This is a genomic window from Burkholderia sp. NFPP32 (assembly GCF_900119325.1).
GTDB lineage: Bacteria > Pseudomonadota > Gammaproteobacteria > Burkholderiales > Burkholderiaceae > Burkholderia > Burkholderia pyrrocinia_C.
The window spans coordinates 126,846-152,767 of the sequence record NZ_FPJP01000009.1 but is presented as its reverse complement, the minus strand read 5'-3'; the positions used below and the strand labels follow the sequence as shown (position 1 = coordinate 152,767).

Sequence of the window (25,922 nt, the reverse complement as noted above, 5' to 3'; positions counted from 1 at the left end):
CGAAACGATGGCGCTCAAAGCGATGCTCAGGCAGTGAGCATGTCACGGCAACCCGCGCGCATGCCGGCACGAAACACTCGAATCGAGCATGTCTTTCGGCCCGCATGACGGCGGGCGATTGCAGGCGAAGCGCGCGGCGCGCTGGCTCGAAACAGAGCCGGATCGGCGCGAGCGTCGCACCGTCACGCTAGCCGGCGCCGCGCGCCGGCATTTCGGTCAATGAACACAGGAGCAGGTCATGACACTCGTTTCTCCCAGCAATCAGCCGCCGAGCAACAGCAGCGGCGCCCGGATCATCGGTCACGCAACCAGCACAGGCGGGGCCGGCCCCAACGTCATGGCGGCCACCACGCTGACTGGCGACAAGGTTCTATCGTCCGATGGCAAGGAGATCGGAAAGGTTATCGACATCATGCTGGACGTATGCAGCGGCCGGATTGCGTACGTCGTGCTGTCGTGTGGCGGCTTTCTCGGGATGGGCGACAAACTTTTTGCCGTGCCTTGGGGAGCGTTCACCTTGGATACCGACGAGAAATGCTTCCGGCTCGACGCCACGGAAGAGCGGATGAAGAGCGCCTCCGGATTCGACAAGGACCATTGGCCTGCGATGGCGGATTCGCAATGGGGGTGGGCGCTTCATTCGGGTAACACGCCGCCGATGTAGTGACACGTCAGCAGGAGGCTCGGCCGGCTTTCCGCCATGCACGCGTCAGCGTGACTGCGGTATGCGGTGAGCGATTGCTGCTTTTTCAGATTCTGCCGTATCGCGTGCATCGGTCAACGCGCCGATCTCGACGGGCGGCAGGTTATCCAGCCAGCAGGTGTGACCGGAGCATTCATCATGAACAAGGATCAAGTCAAGGGTGTCGCGAAAAAGGCAAAGGGCAAGGTCAACGAGGTGATTGGCCGGGCCACGGGTAACGTGAAGCAGGAAATCAAAGGCGATGCCCAGCAGGTAGCCGGCGAAGTACAGAAGAAATACGGTGACGCCAAGGAAGCGGTCAGGAAGCAGGCGAAGAAGGGGCATTGATCGCCGCGTCAGTCTCGACAGAGGGATGCCGCGACGGTGCGGCATCCGATCGCGGCGCAATTGCCGCTGTCCATCGTTACCCGTATCGCAGATATTCAATCCGGTGAATCCGTTGTCGACGCGCAAGCATTGGGCGTTGAATCGTCGCGACAAGCGTGTCTTCATTCGGCCGGAAGCCGCGTTCAAGCGTGAACACCGCCTTCACGCTTGCGCCGGGATCCTCGGCATCTTTCGAACCCCGGCGGCTGTCGCTCGATATCGACAAACGACATCGTTCCGGGCGGGTCCCGCCCGCCGCCGTCAGTGCGATTCGACGAGACGCGGATCGATATATGCGTCGATATCCTGCGACTGCTTGTAGACCGCGTTGCGCACGTTGAATGCGTTCGCGTTGCGGGTCGATCCGTAGATCGAGTCGAGCCCGTCGCCCTTGCGGAACGCCTGCTTCGCTGCAGCGGCATCGAGCAGGTGCGTGCCCTTCAGCAGCGGCAGATATTGCGCCGGCGTGAGGCCCACGCGAGCGGACATGATCTTCACCGCGTCGGCCTGCGTCTTCGGATCGTTGATGTAGGCCACGCAGCGATACCAGACCTTGACGACCTTCGCCCAGTCGGCCCGGCGCGCGGCGAGGCTGGTCGGCGTCACCGTGATCGCGTCGTAGATCAGCCCCGGCGCATCCGCCGACGTGAAGATCGCGCGCGCACCCGGCGCGCGTTTCAGAGCCTCGCCGGCGTTCGGCTGCCACGCCGCGACCGCCGCGATGTCGGACGACGCGCCGAGCACCTGCGGCAGTTCGTTGGTCTTCGCGTTGACGAGCGTGACGTCGCCGTCCTTCAGTCCGTGCTTCTGCAGCGCGGTTTCGAGCAGCAGGTGATCGACGAGCCCGAGCTCGACGCCGACCTTCCTGCCCTTCAGGCCTTCGACGGTCCGCAGCGGCGGTTTCGCGATGATCATGTCGTTGCCCGCCGAATAGTCGGTGAGCAGGATCATCACGTTCTTCGCGCCGGATGCGCCCGTGACGAGCGCATCGCCGTTGGTGACCGCGACTGCATCGAGCTTGCCGGCGGAGAACGCGTCGAGCGACGCCGAGTAATCGAACCATTCGAAATCGACGTCGACGCCGGCTTCCTTGAACCAGCCCTTGTCGAGCGCGACCTGGAACGCGACCCAGCCGGGCCAGTCGCTGTAGCCGATTTTCAGCGGCGGGGCCGCATGCGCGGCGGGCGCGGCGAACAGCGACGTCGTGACGGCGACGGCGGCGAGCGCATGGCGGACGGAACGGAGGTGCCGGGAGGACAGCAGGCGGCGGAACGGCGAGGCGAGGCGGGTCATCGTTTTCTCCAGGAGACCGGGATCGGGATCGTCGGCACGGGTCGCGCCCATGCGCGATCCGGCCGCGTGACCGGTTCCTGCGGATGCGGGACGAACGACCGGCCACGGAGAGGCGCGACGGCCGTCGCCATCGCCAATCTCCCGGGCTTTTGTCCCGCCGTGTAGCGCCATGCGCGCGCGGTCCGACGACCGTACGCCCCGACGCCGGGCTGCTCTCGGACCAGACGTTCGACGAACCGGAACCCTAGCATCCCTAAGATGCGACACCGCCGCACCTCTCGGCACCGGAGCGAGCGAGAAGCATGCCAGCGGTGTGATCCGGCGGCTGACGTGTGTCGGAAACGCACCCCTCAGCGACGGCGCGCGGCACGCTGCAGTTCGATGAAACGCGCTGAGAAGAGCGCGGCCAGCGCGCGCCGAAGCAGGTCGAGTTTGTTCATGAGCGATCGGTGGACAGAGTGACGGTGTGCGTATTCAGCAATGGCCGTGCCATTGCGATCGCACGCGGTGCGCGTGCGTATCGCTGCCCCGCGCTGGTGCCGGCCGCGTTCGAGTGGTGCGCAGGCTGCCCAACGGGAGGGCGGGCCGAAGCGCGTGCATGGCGTGCCGTTCGCCGTCCCATGCCCCGCCGAACGGGGCCGCGCGTGCCCGGATGCACGCGCTGGCATGCAACTCGCTTATTCACCGTCCGAGAGGTGCGAAGCAATTTGCATCATCTTCAGGATCGCTAGGGTTCCGGTCGCGCGGCGTCACACGCCGTGCGATGCCTGGTCCGAGAGCAATCCGGTCTTGCCGCCTGCCTTGTTGCGAGGATCCGGCGAGGCTCCACGGAGGGACAAAAGCCCGGGAGGTCGCGATGTCGTTCGGTCGCCCTCTCACGCCTTTTGTCCAACCGATCCGAGGAGCCGCCATGTCGCCGAGCCCCCAAGCCCCGCTTGCCCCGTTGCCGCACGTCGTGTGGGAAACGGTCGTTCCCGCCGGAACCCACTGGTCCGGCATCCTGCGCCGCGGCCTCGCGCTGCGCATCGTCGATCTCGACGGCGGCGCGAACCTGTCCGCCGTGTTTCATCGTCACGAAGATCCGCTCGAACGCTACAACATGGCCGATACGCTGAAGGCGCAGCACACCGCGCACCTGACGCGGGGCCACGCGCTGTATACGGACATGGGCCGCGTGATCGCATCGATCACGGCCGATACGCTCGGCTGGCACGATCCGCTCGGCGGCATCGGCGATGCGCGGCTGTTCGCGCGCAAGTACGGCCCGTCGTCGTATCAGGCCGATCGCAACGCGATGATCCGCAACGGCCGCGACAGCCTCGTGCTCGAACTCGCGAAATACGGGCTGTCCGCGCGCGATCTCGTCGCGAACGTCAATTTCTTCAGCAAGCTCGCGCCGCGCGACGATGGGTCGCTCGACTTCGTCGCGGGCCACTCGCCGGCCGGCAGTGCGTTCGACCTGCGCTTCGAGATGAACACGCTCGCCGCGTTTTCGACCGCGCCGCATCCGCTCGATCCGCAGCCGGCCTATGCGCCGAAACCCGTGAAGCTGATCGCATACCGCGCGTATCCCGCCGACGGCGCCGCGCCGGACGACGATCCGTGCCGCACCGCGTGCGCGGAGAACACGCGCGGCTTCGTCAACACCGACCGACTGTTCGCGTAAGGAGCCCGACATGCCGATCATCGAAAGCCGCCTCGACCCGCGGCACGCGATCTACGACACCACGCTGAACGCCGGCGAACCATGGCTGCACGACGTGAAGCGCGGGCAGGTGCTGCGCATCCTCGATCTCGAAGGCAACCAGGCCGTCGATACGCTGTTCTATCGCACCGACGCGCCCGACGAGCGCTATAGCGCGCAGGACACGATCCGCGAGCAGCGCAACCTGTACCTGAGCGCGGGCAGCGTGCTGCTGTCCAGTCTCGGCAACCCGATGGTGACGATCGTTGCGGACACCTGCGGCCGCCACGACACGCTCGGCGGCGCGTGCGCGGCCGAGAGCAACACGGTGCGCTACGCGCTCGACAAGCGCCACATGCACAACTGCCGCGACAGCTTCCTCAACGCGATCGCGCATTGCGCATGCGGCACCGGCGCGCGGCTGACCAAGCGCGATCTCGTCGGCAACGTCAATTTCTTCATGAACGTGCCGGTCACGCCGCTCGGCGGGCTGACGTTCGAGGACGGCATTTCCGCGCCCGGCAAGTATGTCGAGATGCGCGCGGAGATGGACGTCACGGTGCTGATCTCGAACTGCCCGCAGCTCAACAACCCGTGCAACGGCTATAACCCGACGCCGGTGCGGCTGACGATCTGGGGACCGCAATGAGATTCGCAAAAGTCCTCGTCGCGAACCGCGGCGAAATCGCCTGCCGCGTGATCCGCACGCTGAAGCGGCTCGGCATCGCGTCGGTCGCGATCTACTCGGATGCCGATCGCGATGCGCGCCACGTGACGCTCGCCGACGAAGCCGTCTGCGTCGGCGCCGCGCCGGCGGCCGACAGCTACCTGAACGTCGCCGCGATCCTCGCCGCGGCGCGCGCGACCGGTGCGCAGGCGGTGCATCCCGGCTACGGCTTCCTGTCGGAGAACGCCGAGTTTGCCGACGCATGCGAGGCCGCCGGCCTGCGCTTCATCGGGCCGAGCGGCGCGCAGATGCGCGCGTTCGGCCTCAAGCATACCGCGCGCGAACTGGCACGCGAGCACGACGTCGCGCTGCTGCCGGGCACCGGGCTGCTCGCGGACGTCTCGACGGCGCTCGCCGAAGCCGATGCGATCGGCTATCCGGTGATGCTGAAGAGCACGGCGGGCGGCGGCGGCATCGGCATGTCGCTGTGCCGCGACGCCGCGCAGCTCGCGGCGGCGTTCGAATCCGTCGTGCGGCTCGGCAGCGCGAACTTCGCGCATGCGGGCGTCTATCTCGAGAAGTTCGTCGAGCAGGCGCGGCACATCGAGGTGCAGATCTTCGGCGACGGGCGCGGCGGCGTGATTGCGCTCGGCGAGCGCGACTGCTCGGTGCAGCGGCGCAACCAGAAGGTGATCGAGGAAACGCCCGCGCCGGATCTCGCCGACGGCGAGCGCGCCGCGCTGCACGCGAGCGCGGTGCGGCTCGCGCGCGCGGTCGCCTATGCGTCGGCCGGCACGGTCGAGTTCGTGTTCGATGCGCGCGAGCGCCGCTGCTATTTTCTCGAGGTGAATACGCGGCTGCAGGTCGAGCATTGCGTGACGGAAGCCGTGACCGGCATCGATCTCGTCGAATGGATGATCCTGCAGGCCGAAGGCGACCTGCCGCCGCTCGATACGCTCGCCGTCGCGCCGCGCGGCGCGAGCATCCAGGTGCGGCTCTATGCGGAAGACCCGCACCAGCAGTTCCGGCCCAGCGCGGGCGTGCTCACGCATGTCGCGTTTCCGGACGCGGTGCGCGTCGATACGTGGATCGATGCGGGCACCGAGGTCAGCGCGTATTACGATCCGCTGCTCGCGAAACTGATCGTGCGCGGCGACACGCGCCGCGACGCGCTCGCGGCACTGCGCGACGCGCTGGCCGCCACCGAGTTGTACGGGATCGAGACCAATCTCGACTACCTGCGCGCGATCGCCGGTTCCGACACGTTCGCGCGCGGTGCGCAGACCACCGCGTTCCTGTCGCGTTTCGCGTTCGCGCCGCACACGATCGACGTGCTCGACGGCGGCGTGCAGACGACCGTGCAGCAGACGCCGGGCCGTGTCGGCTACTGGGCCGTCGGCGTGCCGCCGTCCGGTCCGATGGACGACCGCGCGTTTGATCTCGCGAATGCGCTGCTCGGCAATCCGCGCGACGCCGCCGGCCTCGAGTTCACGATGGTCGGCGCGACGCTGCGCTTCAATGCCGACACGCTGTTCGTGCTCGGCGGCGCGCCGCTCGCGGCGACGCTCGACGGCGCACCCGCGCCGTTCTGGCAGGTGCTGCGCGCGGCGCCCGGCGCGGTGCTGAAGCTGGGCGGCGTGACGGGCGCCGGCGTGCGCGCGTGTCTCGCGGTGAAGGGCGGGCTGCAGGTGCCCGACTATCTGGGCAGCAAGGCGACCTTCACGCTCGGCCAGTTCGGCGGCCACGCGGGCCGCGCGCTGCGCAAGGGCGACGTGCTGCACCTTCATGCGGACGCGGGGCGCGGTGAAGCCGGCAAGACGCTGGCCGAAGCCGACCGGCCCGCGCTGACGCACGCGTGGACGCTCGGCGTGCTCGACGGTCCGCACGGCGCGCCGGATTTCTTCACGGCGGACGACATCGCGATGCTGTACGACACGCGCTGGACGGTCCATTACAACTCGAGCCGCACGGGCGTGCGGCTGATCGGCCCGAAGCCGCAATGGGCGCGCGCGGACGGCGGCGAGGCGGGCCTGCATCCGTCGAACATCCACGACAACGCGTATGCGATCGGCGCGGTCGATTTCACCGGCGACATGCCGGTGATACTCGGGCCCGACGGGCCGAGCCTCGGCGGCTTCGTGTGCCCGGTGACGGTCGTGCGCGACGAGCTGTGGAAGCTCGGGCAGTTGCGGCCGGGCGACACCGTGCAGTTCGCGCGCGTGGTTGCATCGCCGGCGCACACATTGCCGTCAACGGTTGCGTCGTCGAACGCGGCTGCGCCGGACGACTGCGTGCTGTACCGCGATCCGGCGGCCGGCAACGGCATCGGCGTCGTCTACCGGCGTTCGGGCGACCGCAACGTGCTGATCGAATACGGCCCGCTCGTGCTCGACCTGAATCTGCGTTTTCGCGTGCACGCGCTGATGTGCTGGCTCGATGCGCACCGGCTGCCCGGCATGCTCGACCTCACGCCCGGCATTCGTTCGCTGCAGGTGCATTTCGATGCGCACACGCTGCCGCTCGATGTGCTGCTCGCGCATCTGCAGGCAGCCGAGCGCGAGCTGCCCGACGTCGCCGACATGCGCGTGCCGAACCGGATCGTGCATCTGCCGTTGTCGTGGGACGACCCGTCGACGCGCGTCGCGATCGAGCGCTACATGCAGTCGGTGCGGCCGGACGCGCCGTGGTGCCCGAGCAATATCGAGTTCATCCGCCGGATCAACGGCCTCGACAGCATCGACGACGTGAAGCGCATCGTGTTCGACGCGCGTTATCTGGTGATGGGGCTCGGCGACGTCTATCTCGGCGCGCCCGTCGCGACGCCGCTCGATCCTCGGCACCGGCTCGTGACGACCAAGTACAACCCGGCGCGCACGTGGACGCCGGAGAACGCGGTCGGCATCGGCGGCGCGTACCTGTGCGTGTACGGAATGGAGGGGCCCGGCGGCTATCAGTTCGTCGGCCGCACGGTGCAGATGTGGAGCCGTCACCGGACGACGCGCGCGTTCGAGCCCGGCAAGCCGTGGCTGCTGCGCTTCTTCGACGAAATCCGTTTCTACGAGGTCGGCGAAGCCGAGCTGGCCGAACTGCGCGCGGATTTCATCGCGGGCCGTGCCGAACTGAAGATCGAGGAATCCGTGTTCGATCTCGGCGCGTACAACCGCTTCCTGCGCGACGAGGCCGAATCGATCGCCGCGTTCAAGACGATGCAGCAGGCCGCGTTCGATGACGAGCGCGAGCGCTGGCGGGCCGCCGGCCACGCCGAGTATGCGGGCGAAGCCGGGCAGGGCGATGCCGGTACGCCGCCGGCCGGCGACACGCTCGCCGACGTACAGCGCGGCATTACCGCCGACGTGTCGGGCAGCGTATGGAAGGTGCTGGTCGAAGCCGGCGCGCGGGTGACCGAGGGGCAGGTCGTCGCGATTCTCGAATCGATGAAGATGGAGGTGTCCGTGGTGGCGATGGAAGACGGCGTGATCGAGACGGTCGATTGCGTGCCGGGCGCGGCGGTTGTCGCCGGGCAGCGGCTGATGGTGATGAAGGCCGGCGCGGCCGAGGAGGTCGCATGAAGCCCTTCGATCGTCATCCGCTACCCGACCTGCGCTCGATCGCCGCGCTGCGCGCGCGGTACGAGGCCGGCGGCCTGACGCCGCATGCGCTCGTCGATGCGATCGCCGCGCACTTCGACGCGGGCGATCCGCACCATGCGTGGATCCGGCCGCTGACGCACGACGAAATGACGCGCTACGCGGATGCGCTGGCTGGACGCGACATCGCCGCGTTGCCGCTGTATGGCGTGCCGTTCGCGATCAAGGACAACATCGACCTGGCCGGCATCCCGACGACGGCGGCGTGTCCTGCTTACGCGTATGTGCCGTCGCGCAGCGCGCCGGTCGTCGAGCGATTGATCGCCGCCGGCGCGATCCCGATCGGCAAGACCAATCTCGACCAGTTCGCGACGGGGCTGTCCGGGCAGCGCTCGCCGTACGGCGCGTGCCGCAATGCGCTCGACCCGCGTTATGCGTCGGGCGGATCGAGTTCGGGATCGGCCGTGGCCGTCGCGCTCGGCGTCGCCGCGTTCGCACTCGGCACCGACACGGCCGGATCGGGCCGCGTGCCGGCCGCGTTTCACGGGCTCGTCGGGCTCAAGCCGACCAAGGGCGTGCTGAGCACGCTCGGCGTGGTGCCGGCCTGCCGGTCGCTCGACTGCGTGTCGCTGTTCGCGCATGCGCCGGGCGACGCGCGCGCGGTGTTCGCCGTTGCGCACGGCGTGACGGACGGCGATCCGTACGGACGCGCGTGGCAGCCGTTGCTCGACGCGGACGGCAGCCATGCGCGGCACGCTCGGCCGCTCGCCGGCATGCGCTTCGGCATGCCGCGCGCCGATCAGCTCGAGTTCTTCGGCGACGCGTCGTATCGGGCCGCGTGGCAGACGGCCATCGAACGCCTGCGGGCGACCGGCGCACGAATCGTCGAGATCGATTTCAATGCATTCCTCGCGACCGCGCGGCTGCTGTACGAAGGGCCGTGGGTCGCCGAGCGGCTCGCTGCGATCGGCGCGTTCTTCGCGGAGCGGCCCGACGCGCTGCATCCGGTGATACGCGAGATCGTCGGCGGCGCGGCGCGGTTCAGCGCCGCCGACGCGTTCGCGGCGTTCGACCGGCTCGCCGCGCTGCGCGTCGACGCGGCCCGCGCCTGGGACGATATCGACGCGATCGTGATGCCGACGTCGGCGACGACCGCGACCGTCGACGAACTGGAAGCCGATCCGATCGGCGTCAACGCGCGATTCGGCTATTACACGAACTTCGTGAACCTGCTCGACCTGTCCGCGATCGCGGTGCCGGCGGGCGTCTGCGAAACCGGGCCGCATGCGGGTTTGCCGTTCGGCATCACGTTCGTCGGCCGCGCGCACGACGACGCGATGCTGCTCGATCTGGCCGACGCGTGGGGTGCTGCGCAGGCTGGCGAGGGCGACGTCACCACCACGCTCCCGCTCGCCGCGCCGGCGGGCGTCGTGCGCGTGGCCGTGGTCGGCGCGCATCTGCGTGGCGAACCGCTGAACGGGCAGCTCACGCAGCGCGGCGCGCGCTTCGTCGCCGCGACGACCACCGCGCCCGCCTATCGCCTCTACGCGCTGAGCGCGGCCGTGTCGGGCGGCGTCGCGAAGCCGGGCCTCGTGCGCGTGCCGGAAGACGGCGCGGCGATCGCGGTCGAGATCTGGGAGATGCCGGTCGCGGCCTACGGCAGCTTCGTCGCCGGCATCGGCGCGCCGCTCGGCATCGGCACGCTGACGCTCGCGGACGGCGCGCAGGTGCAGGGCTTTCTCTGCGAACCCGCTGCGCTCGACGGCGCCGTGGACATCACGCGCTTCGGCGGCTGGCGTGCCTACCGTGCGAACGGCGCGCCGCGCTGAACGCCCGGTCGCCCGCGACCGGCAAGCAACACGATACGGAGATTCACCATGTCAGTGACCCGCAATACGACCGACTGGCTCGCGGTGCGCCGCGAGCTGTCGACCCGCGGCAAGTGGACGCTCGGCGTCGCGTCCTTCCTGCTGCCGCTCGCCGTCTGGTGCGTGCTCAGCTACGTGCCGTTCGTCTGGCATCCGCAGGTGCGCATCACGAACCCCGGCAGCGTCGATTATTTCCAGCCCGGCATGCAGATCGACCGCGACGTGTTCGACGACGAACTCGCGCACGCGCGCGCGACGCATGCGGCCGTGCCCGAAGGCGAGCGCGCGAACCCTGTGTACCTGCCCGCGCCGCATCAGGTGCTGCGCGCGTTCTACACGGCGTTCACGACGCCGCCGGCTTCGCGCGACGGCGTATGGCTTCACGAAAGCCTGTGGCACAGCATCCGCATCATCTTCTGGGGCTTCGTGATTTCGTCGGCGATCGGCGTGCCGATCGGCATCGTGTGCGGCACTTTCAGCGCGCTCGCGCGGCTACAGGAGCCGTTCTTCGAGTTCTTCCGCTATCTGCCCGCACCGGCATTCGGCGCGCTGATGGTGGCGATTCTCGGCATCTACGATGCGCCGAAGATCGCGATCATCGTGATCGGGACGTTCTTCCAGCAGGTGCTGATCGTCGCGAACACCACGCGCAAGCTCGAGTACGGGCTGTTCGAGGCGGCGCTGACGCTCGGTACGAAGAAGCCGGGGCTGATCGCGCACGTCGTCGTGCCGGGCATCCTGCCCGACCTGTATCGCGACCAGCGGATCCTGCTCGGCTGGGCGTGGACCTACCTGATCGTCGCCGAGCTGGTCGGCACCAGTTCGGGCATCACGTGGTACATCAGCCAGCAGGCGCGCTACCAGCATTTCGACAACGTCTATGCAGCGATCCTGATGATCGGGATCATCGGCCTCGGGACCGACATCGTGCTCGCGCTGCTCGGCCGCAGGCTGTTTCCATGGGACCGCACGCTGAAGGCGTGACGGCTGAAGACGATGACCTACCGCATCCTTTCGGAAGAAACGATCATGCAGAATCCGCACAGCCTTCCCGACTACCTGCTCCAGTCAGACGCCGTGAGCGAACGCTTCGCACGCCTGAAGGCGCGCGACGTGATCCTCGACGTGCGCCATCTCGGCAAGCGCTTCCGGTCGCCGCAGGGCGAAGTGGTCGCGCTCGACGACATCAGCTTCCGCACTCACCGGCGCGAGTTCGTCTGCGTGATCGGGCCGTCCGGTTGCGGCAAGTCGACGCTGATCCGCATCCTGGCCGGGCTCGAGTCGCAGACGAGCGGCGACGTGCTGCTCGACGGCGAGCCCGTGCAGGGCCCCGGCGCCGATCGCGGGATGGTGTTCCAGGGCTATACGCTGTTTCCGTGGCTGACCGTGAAGAAGAACGTGATGTTCGGCCTGAAGCGCAACGGCAGCAGCAGCGGCGAGGCGGAGCGCGAGGCGCTGCAGTGGCTCGATCTCGTCGGGCTCACGCGTTTCGCGGACGTGTATCCGCACCAGTTGTCGGGCGGCATGAAGCAGCGCGTCGCGATTGCCCGCGCGCTCGCGAACCGGCCGCGCATCCTGCTGATGGACGAACCGTTCGGCGCGCTCGATGCGCAGACCCGCGCGAAGATGCAGGCGCACCTGCTCGACATCTGGCGCAACATCGACGTGACGGTGCTGTTCATCACGCACGATCTCGACGAGGCGATTTTGCTCGCGGACCGGATTCTCGTGCTGAAGGCCAATCCGGGCAAAGTGCAGGAGCTGATCGAGGTGCCGGTGCCGCGCCCGCGTGGTTATTCGCAGTTCAACACGCCGGAATTCATCGCGACCAAGGCGCGGCTCGAAGCGCTGATCCATCCGGAGCCGACGGACGAGGCGCCGGACGAAGACGCGGTGCGCCCGCACATGATCCGGATGACGGACGTCGCGGACAACGTCGAATGACGTCCGCCGCCCCGCTGCGCGACGAACGCAGCGGGGCGGCCTGTCACGGGTTGCCGCGGGGCCGTGGGTGGATCAGGCCTTGCGCGCGACGACGCCTACCGGCGAAGCGGGCACGCGTTTCGGCGCGGTCTTGTAGTGCGTGCTGTACAGCGCGGCGCCGACGAACAGCAGCCCGCCGACCAGGTTGCCGAGCACCGTCGGGATCTCGTTCCACAGCAGATAGTCGACGATCGTGAAGTGGGCGCCGAGCATCAGGCCGGACGGGAACAGGAACATGTTCACGACCGAGTGCTCGAAGCCCATGTAGAAGAACACGAGGATCGGCATCCACATCGCGATCACCTTGCCGGGAACGGACGTCGACATCATCGCGGCGACCACGCCGGTCGATACCATCCAGTTGCACATCACGCCGCGCACGAACAGCGTGAGCATGCCGGCGGCGCCATGCGCCGCATAGCCGAGCGTGCGCGCTTCGCCGATGCCGCCGATCTTCTGTCCGATCGCGTTCGGCGCTTCCGAAAAACCGAACGTGAAGATGATCGCCATGAACAGCGCGACCGTCAGCGCGCCCGCGAAATTGCCGAAGAACACCAGCGTCCAGTTGCGGAACACGCCGCCCCAGGTCGCGCCGGGCCGGCGGTCGATCACCGCGAGCGGCGCGAGCGTGAAGACGCCGGTAAGCAGGTCGAAGCCGAGCAGGTACAGCATGCAGAATCCGACCGGAAACAGCAGCGAACCGACCAGCGCGTTGCCGGTGTTGATCGTGATGCTGACCGCGAATGCGGCCGCGAGCGCGAGGATCGCGCCCGCCATGTACGCGCGGATCAGCGTATCGCGGGTCGACATCGACAGTTTCGATTCGCCGGCGTCGACCATCTTGGTGACGAACTCGTTGGGCGTGAGGTAGGCCATGGTGTGCGCTCGTAAGGTTGGGCGGGCAAAAAAAAACCGCGCCGGGCACTCGCTCGACATGCGAGTGCCCGGCGCGGACGCTGTTATCCACGGGATCGTCCGCCATGGTTCGACATGGCGCGACCGTCAGGCCGCCATTAGCCCGACGAACGTGTTGTTCGCAACTTTCATACCAGTGGCGGGGAAATCGCGATGCAGGCAGGCGGGGCGCGACATGCCGGGGGCGGCGCTCGCGAGCCGATCGCCGCGAATCGCACTCGCGCGGTGCAATTCGCGCCTCCTGCACGCGCCGTGGGCGCTACCGCGGTGCGTGGCGCGGCGCGCGCTCCGGACAGGTCAGGTCGTGCCGTCGTCGCGCGGTGCCTTCGGCGCGCTTCGCTGCGCACGTCGCCGCGCGGCGGGCTGCGCGTGCTCGTCGACGAATCGCTCGGGCGACGTCAGCGCGTCTTCCGCGATATCGGCAAGCGGCCGGTTGCGGTCCATCGACGCTTTCTGCAGCATCCGGTACGCCTCGTCCTCCCGCAGCTTGAAGCGTGTCATCAGCGTGTTTTTCGCGCGCTGCACGAGGTTGCGTTCGTATAGTGCGCGACGTGCGGCGTCGAGTTCGACCTCCGCGCCGGCCAGTCGCGCCGATTGCGATTCCAGCAGGGATTTGAGGCTGGCGAGCGTCGACGGATCGGCGCCGGAGAGGCGCTCCGGCAGTTCGTGAACCGCCGCGCGCGCCGACAGCGGATCGCCGGCGAAGAAATGGGCGAGCGCCTGGATATGCGGCGGCGGGTTGTTCCGCAATTGCGCCATCAGGCGCTCGGAGTCGCGCAGCGTCCGATGCGCGTCGTCGATCCGCGCGTCGCACGTTTCCTGCACCTGCAGCGTCAGCGCGATCTGAAGGTGCCAGAGATCGTCGATGCGGGCGCTTGCGGCGTCGAACCAGGCTTCGCTCAGGCCCGCATCGAGCGTGTCGCCGGCCTGCGCCGTGCACAGTATGCGTCGCAGCTTCTCGAGCGCCGCCACGTGCGGCCCCGTCATGCGCGTCTCCCGCCATGCGTTTTGCTCGGCGCTCGCGAAATTCGCAAAGACTTCGAGACTGCGCTCCTGCGCCGCGATCAGATACAGCAGGCGCTGCTGCTGGTCCGCCGAAAACGCGCCCGCCGCGAACATGTGCGCGCCGACGGCGCGTTCCTGCCCCGCTTCCTCCTTGCCTTCGACGACGTGGACGAGCGCGATCAGCATGCGCGATACCGACGGATCCGCCGCGCTGTCGGCGAGCTGGAAAATCAGCTCCACCAGGCCGCCGATCACGGTGCTGAACGCCTGGACGGAGTCCGGCGCGGACAGCGCGATGCGGTCGATCCGTTCCCGCAGCGCATCCAGCGATTCCAGGTCGAGCAGCACCCATGCGATCAGCGACAGCAGGCGCGACGTCGAGCCGCGCGCGGGCGCGAGTTCCAGATCCAGGCGCTCGCGCAGCTGCGCGACGAGCGGTGCGGATTCGTCGCGTGCCGCCGCGCGTTCCGCGACAAAACGCTTGCCGAGCGACGCCAGATAGATGCTGGTCGCGCCGCGCTCGCGCTGCAGCGCGTGGATCAGGCGGCCGAGCAGGTCGATCAGCTCGATCTGTTCGGCCACGCGGCGCAGCGACGCGATTTCCTGCTGCTTGGCGAGCAGCGCGAATTGCAGGGCGGTGGCGGACATGGCGGCGTTGAACGGCGGCAGGGGCTAAGTGCAGTGTAGTGCGGACAATAAATGTTGGTGTCGCAGGAGGGCGGAGTCGCTGTGCCGGGCTCCACCGACGCGTTTCGGTTCCGCATCGGGCGTCGCCTAGTCGTCGCCCTTTTCGAGGACGCTCTGCGTGAGCGTGACCGACGGAATCGTCGGTTTGAGCGACGCACGGCGCGCGCGGCCGCTTAACCACTTCCAGCCGGCGACGAGCAGCAGTGCGACCAGCGGAATCGACGCGATCGTCCACGTGCCGTTCGGGTAGTCGAATGCCATCAATACCAGCACGCCGAGCAGGAACAGCAGCGTGAGCCACGACGTCACCGGCGCGCCGGGCATCCTGAACGGCACGTCGTCCACTTCGCCGCGTTTGACGGCTGCCCGGAATTTCATCTGGCAGACGATGATGAACCCCCACGTGCTGATGATGCCGAGCGATGCGATGTTCAGCACGATCTCGAACACGCTCGACGGCACGAGATAGTTGAGCAGCACGCCGATCACGTAGATCGCGACCGTCACGAGAATGCCCGCGTACGGCACGGATTGCGCGCTCATCCGCCCGAGGAACGCAGGCGCCGAGCCGCCCATCGACAGCGAACGCAGCACGCGCCCGGTCGAATACAGCCCCGAGTTGAGACTCGACAGCGCCGCCGTCAAAACCACCAGATTCATCACCGAGCCGATACCGGGAACGCCGAGCGCACCGAAGAACGTGACGAACGGGCTTTGCCCTGCCTTGTACGCGCTCCAGGGCAGCAGGCAGACGAGCAGGACGACCGACGCGACGTAAAAGATCGCAATGCGCCAAATCACGCTGTTGATCGCGCGCGGCAGCACCTTGCGCGCATCCTTGCATTCGCCTGCGGCCGTGCCGACCAGTTCGACGCCCGCGAACGCGAACACCACGCCCTGCACCAGCACGAGCGCCGGCATCAGTCCGTGCGGGAAGAAACCGCCGTTGTCGGTGATCAGGTGCATGCCCGTGTCATGGCCCGCGACGTGTCCGCCGGTGCCCAGGATCACGGAGCCGATGCCGAGAAACAGCACGATCGCGGCGACCTTGATCAACGCAAACCAGAACTCCATTTCGGCGAACCACTTCACGCCGATCAGATTCATGGTGGCGACGATGCAGAGCGCGATCAACGCGAAGATCCATTGCGGAATACCGGCGAACGGCGTCCAGTAATGCATGTAGAGCGCGACCGCGGTGATGTCGACGATGCCGGTCATTGCCCAGTTCAGGAAATACATCCAGCCCGCGACGAAAGACGCTTTCTCGCCGAGGAATTCGCGTGCGTACGACACGAAGCTGCCGCTGCTCGGCCGGTGCATCACCAGCTCGCCGAGCGCACGCAGGATCAGGAACGAAAACACGCCGCACACCAGGTAGACGATGGCGAGCGACGGCCCCGCAGCCTGCAGTCGCGCGCCGGCCCCGAGGAAAAGCCCCGTGCCGATCGCACCGCCGATCGCGATCATCTGTACCTGTCGATTGCCGAGCGTCTTGTGATAGCCGGCCTCGTGGGATTCGAGCCAGCTGCGGTTGTTGGTTTCGCCGGTCGGCGACGGTTCAGGAATCGATGCCATGGCTGCACCCTCTTGCATTTGCGTGATCGCTTTCATCCGGATCGCGTGACGATCAGGACCCACCGGCACCTGCGACCACGACGCGTGGAGACACGTCGGGCATCCTGGTCGCGGCTCGCCGGCAACGGCGAGGGGCACGGTCAGACACGAAAGTATTCAGCCGTAATTCCGCTCACAAACAGCATGCAAATTTGGACTGAACCTGTTCGAATCCGTGCATAGGGTTTGATGGAAAGCTTTTCGTTATATGGCTTCCCGTTTGGGGTGCGTTGCCTTCGACGGTGCACCGTTTCGGCTTGTGCGCCGAATTTCGTCAACCGCAGCTTCGATGGCGAGCGCGGCCGCGATCATGCAGATGATGCCGCTCGCGTTGCCGATCATCATCGGATGGCCGAACACGCGATCGGCGACGAGCGCAATCAGCGTCGGGCCGAGTCCGAAGCCGATCGGCCGCCTGCAATCGCAGGCGGCTGATCGACACGTGCCTTGCTCATGCCCGAGCGCCGCGTGAACTCGATCGGTTCGCTTTCCTCCGAAGCGAAGGACCGCCACGCGACCTTCCGGCGTTCAATACGCCCACCCAAGCGCGATCAATTCACCCCGACCGCACTCCATGCGCGCGCGACCGTTGCGCTCTCGGCCGAGTTCGCGCCATACAGGTCGTTCGCCGCCTGGATCGACGCGCGCCGCGCGCTCGGGTAGCTCGAGTTGGCGTTCAGGTACACGGTCAGCGTCCGGTACCAGATCTTGCCGGCCTTCTCGCGGCCCAGGCCGCTGAAGGTCGTGTCGCCGTTGCAGACCAGTTGCGTCCTCGACAGGCCGGTGTCGGTCGACGGCACCGCCGGGCCTTCCGACAGCAGGTAGAAGAAGCGGTTGCCCACGCCCGACGTGAAGTGCGGATCGTGACGCGGATTCGACCACGAGAAACCGCCGGACGGATAGCAGCTGAACGAGCGGCCATCGAGATCCTGCTTGTACATCTTGCGCAGGCCGCCGCTCACCACGCGCGCGCCGATCACGTAGTTGCCGGGATCGTTCGGATTGTTCGCGTAGAACTTCACGAGCGTGCCGAAGATGTCGGACGTCGATTCGTTCAGGCCGCCCGCGTCGCTCGAATAGTTCAGGTTGGCGGTGGCCTCGGTCACGCCGTGGCTCATCTCGTGCCCGGCCACGTCGACCGATACGACCGGCTTCGGCAGGCTCGTGCCCGACTGGCCGTCGCCGTACACCATGATGTGCGACGGCATCCATGCCGCGTTCGCGCCGGTCGTGCCGCTGCCGGTGTCGAACACCACGTGCGCGAAACTCTTCACGCCGCGCCCGTCGTTGAAGATGCCGTTACGGTTGTGCGTAGTCCTGTAGTAGTCCCAAGTCAACGCGAGGCCGTAGTCGATGTCGGCGGCGACGGTTTGCCGGTCGGTGGTCGAACTGTTGCCCCACACGTTCGTGCTGCTCGTGAAGATCGGCAGGTCGGTCGCTTGCTCGACGTCCTCCGCGATCAGCCCGCGGCCGTCGTAGACGGAGCCGCTGCCGCGGGTCGGATCGAGCATCCGGTACGCGTTCGTGCCGGTCTGGTCGGTGGTCAGCGTCAGGTTGCCGTAGTACAGCGAGCGGCCGGTGCCGGTCGCGGCGGCGGTCTTGATCAGGTCCTGCGCGTCGAGCACGGTGCCCGTGCGCGCGTCGACGTAGTACAGCACGGCGTCGCCGTGCGCGTCGGTCGCCTTGCCGTATACGCGCACCGCGTAGGCCAGCGTCGGCGTGACGTCGCGCGCGAACACGACGAGCTCCGCGTCATCGACTCGACGCACGTCCGAGTTGAAACGCGCGGCCGCGATGCGCTTGACCCTGGCGGCGCCCACGTCGGGCGCGTTGCGCACCACGAAGCGGTCGCCGACCTTGCCGATCTTGCCGGCGAGATCGATCGGCGCGGGCTGGGTCAGGCTCGCTTGCTTCAGCTGCCCCTGGTTCGAATGGACGACGACGTCGCCGCCGATCACGGGCAGACCCGCGTAGAAGCGGTCGAAGCGCACGTGTTCGGTGCCGTCGGGATCGACGATCACGTCGCGTACCTGGAACTGGTCGCCGTCCGTCGGCGCGCTCGCCTGCGGCGCCGCGAACTTCAAGGTGCGAGCGGCGCTGCCGGTAGCCAGGCTGAAGGCGGACGGGTTCTGCTGGATCAGTTGCAGCGCCCTGTCGACCGCGGCCGGCTGGTCGCCGGCTTGGGCAAAAGCGCTGAGACTGGCGAGGGTAATCGCGGTGATGGACAGCAGACGAGACAGTTTCTTCATGTAATCCCCCAGATTATGAATAAAAGCGTGATTTTCGAGGAATGCATCAAGGACAAACTTTGATATGAGACATGTCGCGAACCGCAGGGGCATGCTAGAAGGTCGTTTTTATAATTACAAGATATTTTCTGATGGATTAATTTTTTATTATTTCGATGTTAATCAAGCCGGGGTTTGGTGAGAAATATGAAATGATCTTGTCGGTCGATTGGGCGGTATCGGTGACATCGCGCTGGCGGAGTGCGCTTGGGGAGAGAGGGGGAACGGGGCGGAGCGCTGCTCGAGCGGAACGGGCGATGTGGAGCGGAGCGACAACGACGGCCATAATTTACTTTATTAAATATTCGATTTGATTGTTGCTGTCGTTTTTGTTGTAATGCCATTGATTAATGGCGATGTGTTTATCATTTGTGACGGCGAGTGTCTTTGGATGCGCAATGATCGATTCGTACGCTGGTGATGGCTTCCGGCCTGTGGATTCCGCGCCGGCAGCGTCCATCCAAGGTTTCCAGCCGAGGGCGCGCCGGGCGTGCCCGGGCGAGTTGAGCCAGATCGACTGGCAGCGATCATCGATGGTTCGAGGAACGGACGCCTGCCTGCACGCTGCTGGTGTATGTGGACGACACGACGATCCGACTGATGATGCTGCACTTCACGCAGACCGAATCGACCTTCAGCTACTTCGAGTGTTGCCGCGACCGCTAACCAAAAAAACCTCTGCAATCTGCGAAGCTTCGCATATTCATGAGCGCCTGCAGACGATCGCGGACACGCGCACTGGCAAGCGCACTGGCAAGCGCAACGCGGCTGCGCCTGCCTGCCGGGCGAGTATGCGGACAAGGAAACGAAGCTGACCGGGTAGCGCCATCGTGGCCACGTGTGGCAAGCCTGGCCGCGAAGCTGCCGATCTATGTCAATACGAGTGTGTTAACTAATCCTCACGCAGCTTGGCATTCGCCGGGACCGTGGCGTAACCTGTCGACCATCGAGATACCCACGCTAAAATGGGTCGAAGGGTAAAAACGCCGCTGGCTTCTAAAATCAATCGGCAACAACACTCGTCGGCCGAGGCAGAAGCTCTGCCGGTGCCGACTAATCAGCCGCGAGGGGCGTTTGTTGCGAGGTTTTGCTGATAGCATGCTGGCGAGGGAACTGCAGGAAGCCAGTATATTTGCCAATGCCTGAATTCTTCAAATTTCGACGAGGGGCGAATGGGGCTGAAGGCATATCAAAAACACAAATTTGGAGAGAGAAGCAGCATGCACGTTCAGCGCCGAAGCAATTCGCTGCAGCGCAGCATCCATAAGGCGTTTGAACCGGCATTGCGCAATATGCAATATGTCGAGGGGCGCCTGCGTCCGTTCGCGATCGTCGCCATTATCGGCTTCCCGCTCTATTACTACATCTGGCACGAAGTCTTTCCGCAACGCTACGAGAATCTATCGCTGCGGCTCATCGGATCGATACTCTTTCTGCCCGTCTTGTTTCATCACCGCTGGCCGGCTGTCGTGCGCGGGTTTCTGCCCTACTATTGGTACGCGATTATTCTCTATGCGCTACCATTTTTCTTCACGTTCATGTTGTTGAAAAATGATGGCTCGCAGGTTTGGGTCGAGAGCAGCTTGATCGCCGCGTTCGTGGCGGTGCTGCTGCTTGACTGGCTCATGCTGCTGCTTAGCTTCGTCGCGGGCGTCGGCTTGGCCGTCGTCGCCTATTGCCTAACTACGACGCCGGTTCATCTCGATACGCCATATTTCTCGCATCTCGCTATCCTTGCGTTCGCGATCCTCATCGGTGCCGTAGCCAACTACGACACGGCACGCATTCGATTCGAGCAAGAGCGCGCGATGGTCGCCACCGCGGGCAGCGTCGCGCATGAGCTTCGCACGCCGCTCCTGGCGATCCGTGCCGGCGCAGCGGGACTAAGCCGCTTTCTGCCTCAGCTGCTCGCCAGCTACGACCTCGCGCAGCGCAGCGGCCTTCACATTCCGAAAATCCGCTTCGCGCATCTGTCGTCGATGCACGGCGTGCTTGAACGGATCGAACAAGAGGCTTTGCTGTCGAATTCGGTGATCGACATGTTACTCGTCAATGCGCGTTTTACCGGCGGCTTCAATCAAGGGGCCGAGCGCTGCTCAATCGCGCGCTGTGTTGAAACGACCCTGCATCGCTACCCGTTCCGCGGAGTCGAGCGCGACCAAATCCGCTGTGATCTCGCTGACGACTTCGAATTTCACGGTTCGGAGACGCTGATCGTACACGTGCTGTTCAATCTCATCAAAAATGCGCTGCGCTCGTTGAGCGGCATCGACAATGGCAACATTTCGATTCGGCTCCACCGCTCGGAGCGAGCGAACCGTCTAGTGTTTCGCGATAACGGGTCGGGAATCGAGCCCGACGCGCTGCCCCACATCTTTACGCGTTTTTGCACCTCTTCGGTGATCAACGATGATGTCTCGCTCGGTGCCGGGATCGGATTGGCCTTCTGTCGTGATGTGATGCGGGCAATCGGCGGGACGATCGAGTGCACGTCGACAAAGAACGCGTACACACAGTTTGTACTGACCTTTCCGTTGCCCTAATGATCATGATCGAACCCTTCGCATTCCCGACCACGGTCGGCTTCATTGACGACAGTGCATCCTTTCTCGCCAATCTGAGCTTGCAGCTCGACACACAATTGGCATTTCGCTTCTTCCATTCGGCAAAGCGCGCGATCAGCGTTATCAACGACGAAGCGATCCAGCCGCTCGCCGCCGAAGACTTCCTCTGCCGCTATCACGATCGGATGGAACAGAGTGACGCCCACGAGGTGATCGCAATTCGGATCGACTCGATCCGACGCCAAATGCACAACGCGCGACGATTCGAGAGGACGTCGGTTGTCGTCGTCGACTATGACATGCCGGGCATGAACGGCCTGGAAGTCTGCCGGCGCATCGTCAATCCGGCCATCAAGAAGATCATTCTTACCGGGAAGGCCAATGAACAGCTGGCCGTCAAGAGCTTCAACGAAGGCCTCATCGACCGGTTCATTCGCAAACAGGATGTTCACGTCGTTCCCGTCCTCAATGAAGCGATCGACGAGCTGAAGCGCGCGTATCTGCACCAGACGCAACGCACGGTCATCGAAGCGCTCGGCTTGTCCGAGTACCGGTTTCTGGCTGATCCGGCATTCGCCGCGAAGGCGACGGAAATCTTTCGCGAGCTCGGCATTGTCGAGCATTACCTGTCAACGCGCCCGACGGGGCTCGTGATGCTCGATAGTGCAGGCACACCTTATCTGCTTCTCGTGCACACCGAGGATGCGCTGCGCGCGACCCGCGAAATCGCCGTCGAGCGCGGCGCGCCCGCCGCGTTTCTCGCCGAGCTCGACAATGGCCATCGTGCGCCTTACTTTCCGGATTCGGAAGGGTACTATCCGATCGGGTGCGCGTCGTGGCAGCCGTACATGCATTCCGCGACGGTCGTGCGAGGCCAGCAAGTCTATACGTGCAGCGTCATCAAGAATCCGCCTGGCCTCGAGCTGGGTTCCGTCGTTTCCTACGACGACTATCTCGACCGCCTTGATCGACATATGGATGAAAAAGGGGATTCACGGGCGTGAATCCCCCGCATCAATGTGATTGACGCTTAGGCGTTTATGTCGCTTACACTGCTTGCCTGACGGCCGCTATCCGGTCGATCGCGCGTGCGCTGGCGTACATCCGCTGTGTTGACGGCCAGTCATCGAGCTCGACCTCATCGCGAATCGCTTCGCAGACCTGGACGATCCGCCGCAACTCGTCGTGAGTAAGTGCCGCATGAACGGAGAGCCGGATTAGCGCGCGGTTTTTCGCCGTGGCAGGCGCGCAGAAGACCGAGCCGAAAATGCCATGCGACTCGAGCGCGTCGCGTAGTTTGATCGTCCGTTGTTCCGTGCCGGACTCGAGTGCGATGATTTGAGTTTCACTCCCATTAAGGTTATAACCGAGTCGCGTGAGTTGCTCGCGCAGGTACCGTGCATTTTCTGCGACCTGCGTGCGCCGCCACGCTTCCTTTTCGATCACGAGGATCGTGGCCTCCAGGGCGGCGGCTTCATGCGGAAGCAATGTCGAACTAAAGATCGCCGGACGCGATTCAAACTTGAAATACTCCTGAAATCGGCTCGAGCAACTGATCACGCCCGCGCGGCCAGCGAACGCTTTTGCGAGACTCGCCGTGCGGAAGTGCACACGATCGGTCAGCCCCAACTCGACGACGAGCCCTGCGCCATCCGGCCCATGCGTGCCGAGCGAATGTGATTCGTCGACGACTAGCACGCAGCCGGCCGTTGTCGCCACGTCGACGACGTCGGCCAACGGACAAACGCTGCCGTTCGTACTGTAGATCGAGTCGACGACTACGATGCCAGGTCCATGACGACGGATTTGCCGCGCGAGATGGTCAGCATCGTTGTGGGCAAAGGCGACAGCTTTCGCGCCTGAACTTTGCACGCCTTCCCATAGCGACATATGGGCCATCATGTCGAGGTATACGGGTGTTTCAGCGGAAGCGATTGACTGAAGCAAGCCGGTATTCGCTGCATAGCCGGATTGACAAAGTATGGCTGATTCCGAGCCCATGAAGCGGGCGAACCTGTCTTCGAGCTCAAGCAACGGACATGCCCCGTGCAGAAATATGCCGGACATCAGCATCCCATTGCCCTCCGACTTTATGCTTGCGCACATCGATTCGAGGATATCGGGGTGTCGGGCGATCGACAAATAATCGTTGCTCGACAAATGCAACGCGTCGGGGCCAGGCATACGCCCTCGCATAATATGGCCACCGTTCCAGTTCCCTTGAACGCGTTCGCGATAATAGCGTGTGACACGTTCGGCAACGAATGCCGGAAGCGAGACTTCGCCAACGCTCGACTTGGATTTCCCTTCGTAATGTTCGTACACTTTAAGCTCCTTATGGTCAACTGCACGGTTGTGCAGCGCTGCATAATGAGCCACCTGCTTGTTATAAAAAAATCGCGATACTCTTAAAAGAGAGGCGCCGTCTATCCTTTTCGTATCGTAAAATTTATACCATTAAAGGATTTTTCATTTATTTTTTGTAAGAAAGTGATGGGCTGGTAAATATCGTTCGCCGAGATATCTGGAATATCCATGTGAGGCAGTCAGGCCTGGCGATCGCCGCGCCGGATTCCGCGATAATTGCCGATGAGCGCTTGGCGTGGCGTTGCCCTTGCGAGTCCTGCTGTTACGGAATCCGTGTCGAAGTCGTCTGGCCGGACGTTGACGAGGTCGCGCCATGCCCTTTGTGGGAAGATGCGCGTGAGGCCGGGTTGTCGGTCGGCATCGCGCAGTCGAGCTGGGCCGCGCGCGGCGCGTTCGGCCTGCTGAGCATCGCGCGCCAAGCGGATCGCCTCACGCCTGCCGAAATCAACGTGCTCACGCTGCAGACCCACTGGCTCGCGAACCTGTCACATTCGCTGATGAGCGGCCTCATGGTGCCGAAGCTCGCGTCGGCGGCAAGCGTCGTGCTGACGGCGCGGGAACGCGAAGTGCTGTGCTGGACCGCCGAAGGCAAGACGGCATGCGAGTCTGTCATACCTGACGCCCGACCCGTTCAAGCAGCAGTATTGTTCAAGCAGATCACCCCCACGAGTTACAGCGCACGCAACCGACATTGCGCACAACAATAGACGAAATGAGCGATTTGAAAAGCGAAGCCTCTTTGGGGATCCAGCATCACCCCGATGCGTCCCGTCGCCGCTCGCTGGTGGCCGCATGCGTCGCGCACGCCGTACACGACGGATTGACGGACGTCATCTACGTGCTGCTGCCGATCTGGCAAGTGCAGTTCGCTATCAATTACGTGCAGATCGGCCTATTACGCGGGCTCTATTCCGGCGTGATGGCGGGTTTCCAGTTGCTCGCGAGTCGGGCAGCGCGGCGATGGGGGCGGGAGCGCATGCTGGTGGCGGGGACCGCGCTCGCAGGCGTTGCCTACCTGATCGCCGGTCAGGCCGCCGGGCTGGCGGTGCTGCTGGTCGCGCTGCTGCTGGGCGGACTGGGCGCGAGCACGCAGCACCCGCTCGCGTCCTCGATGGTCACCGATTCTTACGAGGCAGGCGGGGGCGTGAAGGAGGCGCTGGCCCAGTACAACTTCTCCGGCGACATCGGCAAGACGCTGATACCAGGCCTGATCGGCCTTCTGTTGACGGTCGTGACGTGGCGCACAGGCGCGACGCTGATCGGTGTGCTTGGCGTGGTTTCAGCAGGCCTGCTGTGGTGGCTGATTCCGTCGCGCGGCGCGCCGCATGCGGCGCGCGAGACGATACCGAAAGCGGCCATCGACAGCGGTTCGTCCGGCGGCTTGCGCGCGCTGCTCGCGACCGGCACCCTCGACAGTGCCGTGCGGATGGGCTTTCTGACGTTCCTGCCGTTCCTGCTGAAAAGCAAGGGTGCCGGCACCGCCGGTATCGGTCTCGCGCTGACGTTGCTGTTCGTGGGCGGTGCATTCGGAAAGCTGTTCTGCGGCTATCTGGGCGTGCGGATCGGGATGATGAAGACAGTGTGGCTCACGGAGTCCGCCACGTCGCTGCTGATCGTGGTCGCGGTGTTCTCGCCACTCTTCGCAATGATGGCGATTCTGCCGCTGCTGGGACTCGCGCTGAACGGGACGTCGTCGGTGCTCTACGGGGTCGTGCCTGAACTGGCGGGGGCCGGCAAGCGCGAGCAGGCGTTCGCGTTGTTCTATACGGGCACTATCGGCGGTGGCGCTCTGTCGCCGGTCCTGTTCGGCCGTCTGGGCGACATTGCGGGTGTCCCAACCGCGCTGCTCGCCTTGGCGTCAATCCTTCTGCTGACACTCCCGTTATCGCGCTACGTACAGAAGGGGCTGGACGCCTAGTGACCTGGCCCCGGCAAACAGGGCCAGCCGGAGTCGTCAAGGGAAAGCACCGAGCCCGCAGGTCAAAGGGGAGGCGGTCGCGGCGATTCGGGAGAAGGTCGACATCTCCGAGCGCCGCGCCGCCGGCCCGCCGGGCTTTCTCGCAGCGTATTGCACGACAACAAGCAGCCGGACCACGAGAACGAATTGCTGGCGCCGCGTCTGGTGGAGCCGGCGTACGAGCGTCGTCGGTACGGGTACCTCCGCCTGCACGCCCTGGTGGAACGCGAAGGCATGCACGCCGATCACAAACTCCATACACCTCGGACATCCGGGTTTCATCGAGTTTGTTGACTGGAAATCAAATGTGATTCGCTTCGACTTATGGTTATCAGCGGAACAAAGCCACACTATCGTAGCGGTTTGCGATT

Annotated in this window: 18 protein-coding genes, 3 pseudogenes and 2 riboswitches; of the genes and pseudogenes, 14 read left to right on the top strand and 7 right to left on the bottom strand. The window is 65.1% G+C overall.

What is annotated here, in order from left to right:
- Positions 1-238 precede the first annotated feature (238 nt).
- Together BT264_RS18865 and BT264_RS18860 are read left to right on the top strand one after the other, a co-directional pair.
- Complete coding sequence (locus tag BT264_RS18865) at positions 239-664, top strand: PRC-barrel domain-containing protein (protein WP_072439675.1); 426 nt, start codon at positions 239-241, stop codon at positions 662-664.
- A 177-nt stretch (positions 665-841) separates the two neighbouring features.
- Positions 842-1,030, top strand: a complete 189-nt coding sequence (locus BT264_RS18860; protein WP_072439677.1) for a CsbD family protein — start codon at positions 842-844, stop codon at positions 1,028-1,030.
- Between the two features lie 300 nt (positions 1,031-1,330).
- On the opposite strand, the gene BT264_RS18855 is transcribed toward BT264_RS18860, so the two are convergent.
- Positions 1,331-2,362: an ABC transporter substrate-binding protein gene (locus tag BT264_RS18855; RefSeq protein ID WP_072439862.1), complete on the bottom strand. Its 1,032-nt coding sequence runs from the start codon at positions 2,360-2,362 to the stop codon at positions 1,331-1,333.
- 136 nt (positions 2,363-2,498) lie between these two features.
- Positions 2,499-2,621, bottom strand: a riboswitch (guanidine-I (ykkC/yxkD leader).
- A 457-nt stretch (positions 2,622-3,078) separates the two neighbouring features.
- Positions 3,079-3,214: riboswitch (guanidine-I (ykkC/yxkD leader) on the top strand.
- A gap of 58 nt (positions 3,215-3,272) precedes the next feature.
- Here BT264_RS18855 and BT264_RS18850 point away from each other — a divergent pair.
- From BT264_RS18850 to BT264_RS18825, 6 genes are read left to right on the top strand one after another with little or no spacing between them, the layout of a single operon-like run.
- A complete protein-coding gene (locus tag BT264_RS18850; protein WP_072439679.1) occupies positions 3,273-4,028 on the top strand; it encodes an urea amidolyase associated protein UAAP1 in 756 nt (251 codons plus the stop codon).
- A 10-nt stretch (positions 4,029-4,038) separates the two neighbouring features.
- Positions 4,039-4,695: an urea amidolyase associated protein UAAP2 gene (locus BT264_RS18845; RefSeq protein WP_072439681.1), complete on the top strand. Its 657-nt coding sequence runs from the start codon at positions 4,039-4,041 to the stop codon at positions 4,693-4,695.
- Positions 4,692-8,282: an urea carboxylase gene (uca, locus tag BT264_RS18840; RefSeq protein ID WP_072439683.1), complete on the top strand. Its 3,591-nt coding sequence runs from the start codon at positions 4,692-4,694 to the stop codon at positions 8,280-8,282. Before BT264_RS18845 ends, uca begins: the two co-directional genes overlap by 4 nt.
- Positions 8,279-10,129: an allophanate hydrolase gene (gene atzF / locus BT264_RS18835; protein WP_072439685.1), complete on the top strand. Its 1,851-nt coding sequence runs from the start codon at positions 8,279-8,281 to the stop codon at positions 10,127-10,129. The genes uca and atzF overlap by 4 nt, the downstream gene beginning before the upstream one ends.
- 48 nt (positions 10,130-10,177) lie before the next feature.
- Entirely contained in the window at positions 10,178-11,152 is a 975-nt protein-coding gene (locus BT264_RS18830; protein ID WP_034182273.1) for an ABC transporter permease, read from the top strand.
- Positions 11,153-11,197: 45 nt separating this feature from the next.
- Positions 11,198-12,112 (top strand): ABC transporter ATP-binding protein, encoded by a 915-nt coding sequence (locus tag BT264_RS18825; RefSeq protein WP_072439864.1) that lies wholly within the window; start codon positions 11,198-11,200, stop codon positions 12,110-12,112.
- Between the two features lie 72 nt (positions 12,113-12,184).
- On the opposite strand, the gene BT264_RS18820 is transcribed toward BT264_RS18825, so the two are convergent.
- From BT264_RS18820 to BT264_RS18800, 5 genes are all read right to left on the bottom strand, one after another.
- Positions 12,185-13,027 (bottom strand): formate/nitrite transporter family protein, encoded by an 843-nt coding sequence (locus BT264_RS18820; RefSeq protein ID WP_072439687.1) that lies wholly within the window; start codon positions 13,025-13,027, stop codon positions 12,185-12,187.
- Between the two features lie 336 nt (positions 13,028-13,363).
- Positions 13,364-14,719 carry a nitrate regulatory protein gene (locus tag BT264_RS18815; RefSeq protein ID WP_072439689.1) on the bottom strand — a complete coding sequence of 452 codons (1,356 nt, stop codon included), beginning with the start codon at positions 14,717-14,719 and terminating at the stop codon, positions 13,364-13,366.
- Positions 14,720-14,845: 126 nt separating this feature from the next.
- The gene (gene ansP / locus BT264_RS18810; protein ID WP_072439691.1) at positions 14,846-16,336 is read right to left on the bottom strand and encodes an L-asparagine permease; all 1,491 of its coding nucleotides are present in this window, start codon (positions 16,334-16,336) and stop codon (positions 14,846-14,848) included.
- A gap of 243 nt (positions 16,337-16,579) precedes the next feature.
- Positions 16,580-16,888, bottom strand: a complete 309-nt coding sequence (locus BT264_RS18805; protein ID WP_072439692.1) for a hypothetical protein — start codon at positions 16,886-16,888, stop codon at positions 16,580-16,582.
- 38 nt (positions 16,889-16,926) lie between these two features.
- Complete coding sequence (locus tag BT264_RS18800; protein ID WP_072439694.1) at positions 16,927-18,624, bottom strand: M4 family metallopeptidase; 1,698 nt, start codon at positions 18,622-18,624, stop codon at positions 16,927-16,929.
- 465 nt (positions 18,625-19,089) lie between these two features.
- Here BT264_RS18800 and BT264_RS39995 point away from each other — a divergent pair.
- From BT264_RS39995 to BT264_RS18785, 3 genes and pseudogenes are all read left to right on the top strand, one after another.
- A pseudogene (locus tag BT264_RS39995) lies at positions 19,090-19,320 on the top strand (ISNCY family transposase); the annotation flags it as partial.
- 515 nt (positions 19,321-19,835) lie between these two features.
- Positions 19,836-21,206, top strand: a complete 1,371-nt coding sequence (locus tag BT264_RS18790; RefSeq protein WP_256260670.1) for a sensor histidine kinase — start codon at positions 19,836-19,838, stop codon at positions 21,204-21,206.
- Complete coding sequence (locus BT264_RS18785) at positions 21,206-22,231, top strand: response regulator (RefSeq protein ID WP_072439696.1); 1,026 nt, start codon at positions 21,206-21,208, stop codon at positions 22,229-22,231. Before BT264_RS18790 ends, BT264_RS18785 begins: the two co-directional genes overlap by 1 nt.
- Positions 22,232-22,274: 43 nt before the next feature.
- Here BT264_RS18785 and cqsA read toward each other — a convergent pair whose 3' ends face one another.
- Positions 22,275-23,552 (bottom strand): alpha-hydroxyketone-type quorum-sensing autoinducer synthase, encoded by a 1,278-nt coding sequence (gene cqsA / locus BT264_RS18780; RefSeq protein WP_072439868.1) that lies wholly within the window; start codon positions 23,550-23,552, stop codon positions 22,275-22,277.
- A gap of 272 nt (positions 23,553-23,824) precedes the next feature.
- On the opposite strand from cqsA, the pseudogene BT264_RS37485 reads away from it, so the two are divergent.
- The 3 genes and pseudogenes from BT264_RS37485 to BT264_RS38385 form a co-directional block, all read left to right on the top strand.
- Positions 23,825-24,199 (top strand): annotated as a pseudogene (locus BT264_RS37485) (autoinducer binding domain-containing protein); the annotation flags it as partial.
- Positions 24,200-24,306: 107 nt separating this feature from the next.
- Positions 24,307-25,512 (top strand): MFS transporter, encoded by a 1,206-nt coding sequence (locus BT264_RS18770; protein ID WP_072439699.1) that lies wholly within the window; start codon positions 24,307-24,309, stop codon positions 25,510-25,512.
- Between the two features lie 37 nt (positions 25,513-25,549).
- Positions 25,550-25,680 (top strand): annotated as a pseudogene (locus BT264_RS38385) (IS3 family transposase); the annotation flags it as partial.
- Positions 25,681-25,922 lie beyond the last annotated feature (242 nt).

What these genes read in the sequence shown, in the direction of transcription:
- BT264_RS18865 (WP_072439675.1), top strand. Translation starts at nt 239, where the DNA reads ATGACACTCGTTTCTCCCAGCAATCAGCCGCCGAGCAACAGCAGCGGC.
- BT264_RS18800 (WP_072439694.1), bottom strand. Translation starts at nt 18,624, where the DNA reads ATGAAGAAACTGTCTCGTCTGCTGTCCATCACCGCGATTACCCTCGCC.
- BT264_RS18815 (WP_072439689.1), bottom strand. Translation starts at nt 14,719, where the DNA reads ATGTCCGCCACCGCCCTGCAATTCGCGCTGCTCGCCAAGCAGCAGGAA.
- BT264_RS18830 (WP_034182273.1), top strand. Translation starts at nt 10,178, where the DNA reads ATGTCAGTGACCCGCAATACGACCGACTGGCTCGCGGTGCGCCGCGAG.
- BT264_RS18770 (WP_072439699.1), top strand. Translation starts at nt 24,307, where the DNA reads ATGAGCGATTTGAAAAGCGAAGCCTCTTTGGGGATCCAGCATCACCCC.
- BT264_RS18860 (WP_072439677.1), top strand. Translation starts at nt 842, where the DNA reads ATGAACAAGGATCAAGTCAAGGGTGTCGCGAAAAAGGCAAAGGGCAAG.
- BT264_RS18790 (WP_256260670.1), top strand. Translation starts at nt 19,836, where the DNA reads ATGGGGCTGAAGGCATATCAAAAACACAAATTTGGAGAGAGAAGCAGC.
- atzF (WP_072439685.1), top strand. Translation starts at nt 8,279, where the DNA reads ATGAAGCCCTTCGATCGTCATCCGCTACCCGACCTGCGCTCGATCGCC.
- BT264_RS18845 (WP_072439681.1), top strand. Translation starts at nt 4,039, where the DNA reads ATGCCGATCATCGAAAGCCGCCTCGACCCGCGGCACGCGATCTACGAC.
- ansP (WP_072439691.1), bottom strand. Translation starts at nt 16,336, where the DNA reads ATGGCATCGATTCCTGAACCGTCGCCGACCGGCGAAACCAACAACCGC.
- BT264_RS18825 (WP_072439864.1), top strand. Translation starts at nt 11,198, where the DNA reads ATGCAGAATCCGCACAGCCTTCCCGACTACCTGCTCCAGTCAGACGCC.
- BT264_RS18855 (WP_072439862.1), bottom strand. Translation starts at nt 2,362, where the DNA reads ATGACCCGCCTCGCCTCGCCGTTCCGCCGCCTGCTGTCCTCCCGGCAC.
- BT264_RS18820 (WP_072439687.1), bottom strand. Translation starts at nt 13,027, where the DNA reads ATGGCCTACCTCACGCCCAACGAGTTCGTCACCAAGATGGTCGACGCC.
- BT264_RS18785 (WP_072439696.1), top strand. Translation starts at nt 21,206, where the DNA reads ATGATCATGATCGAACCCTTCGCATTCCCGACCACGGTCGGCTTCATT.
- BT264_RS18850 (WP_072439679.1), top strand. Translation starts at nt 3,273, where the DNA reads ATGTCGCCGAGCCCCCAAGCCCCGCTTGCCCCGTTGCCGCACGTCGTG.
- uca (WP_072439683.1), top strand. Translation starts at nt 4,692, where the DNA reads ATGAGATTCGCAAAAGTCCTCGTCGCGAACCGCGGCGAAATCGCCTGC.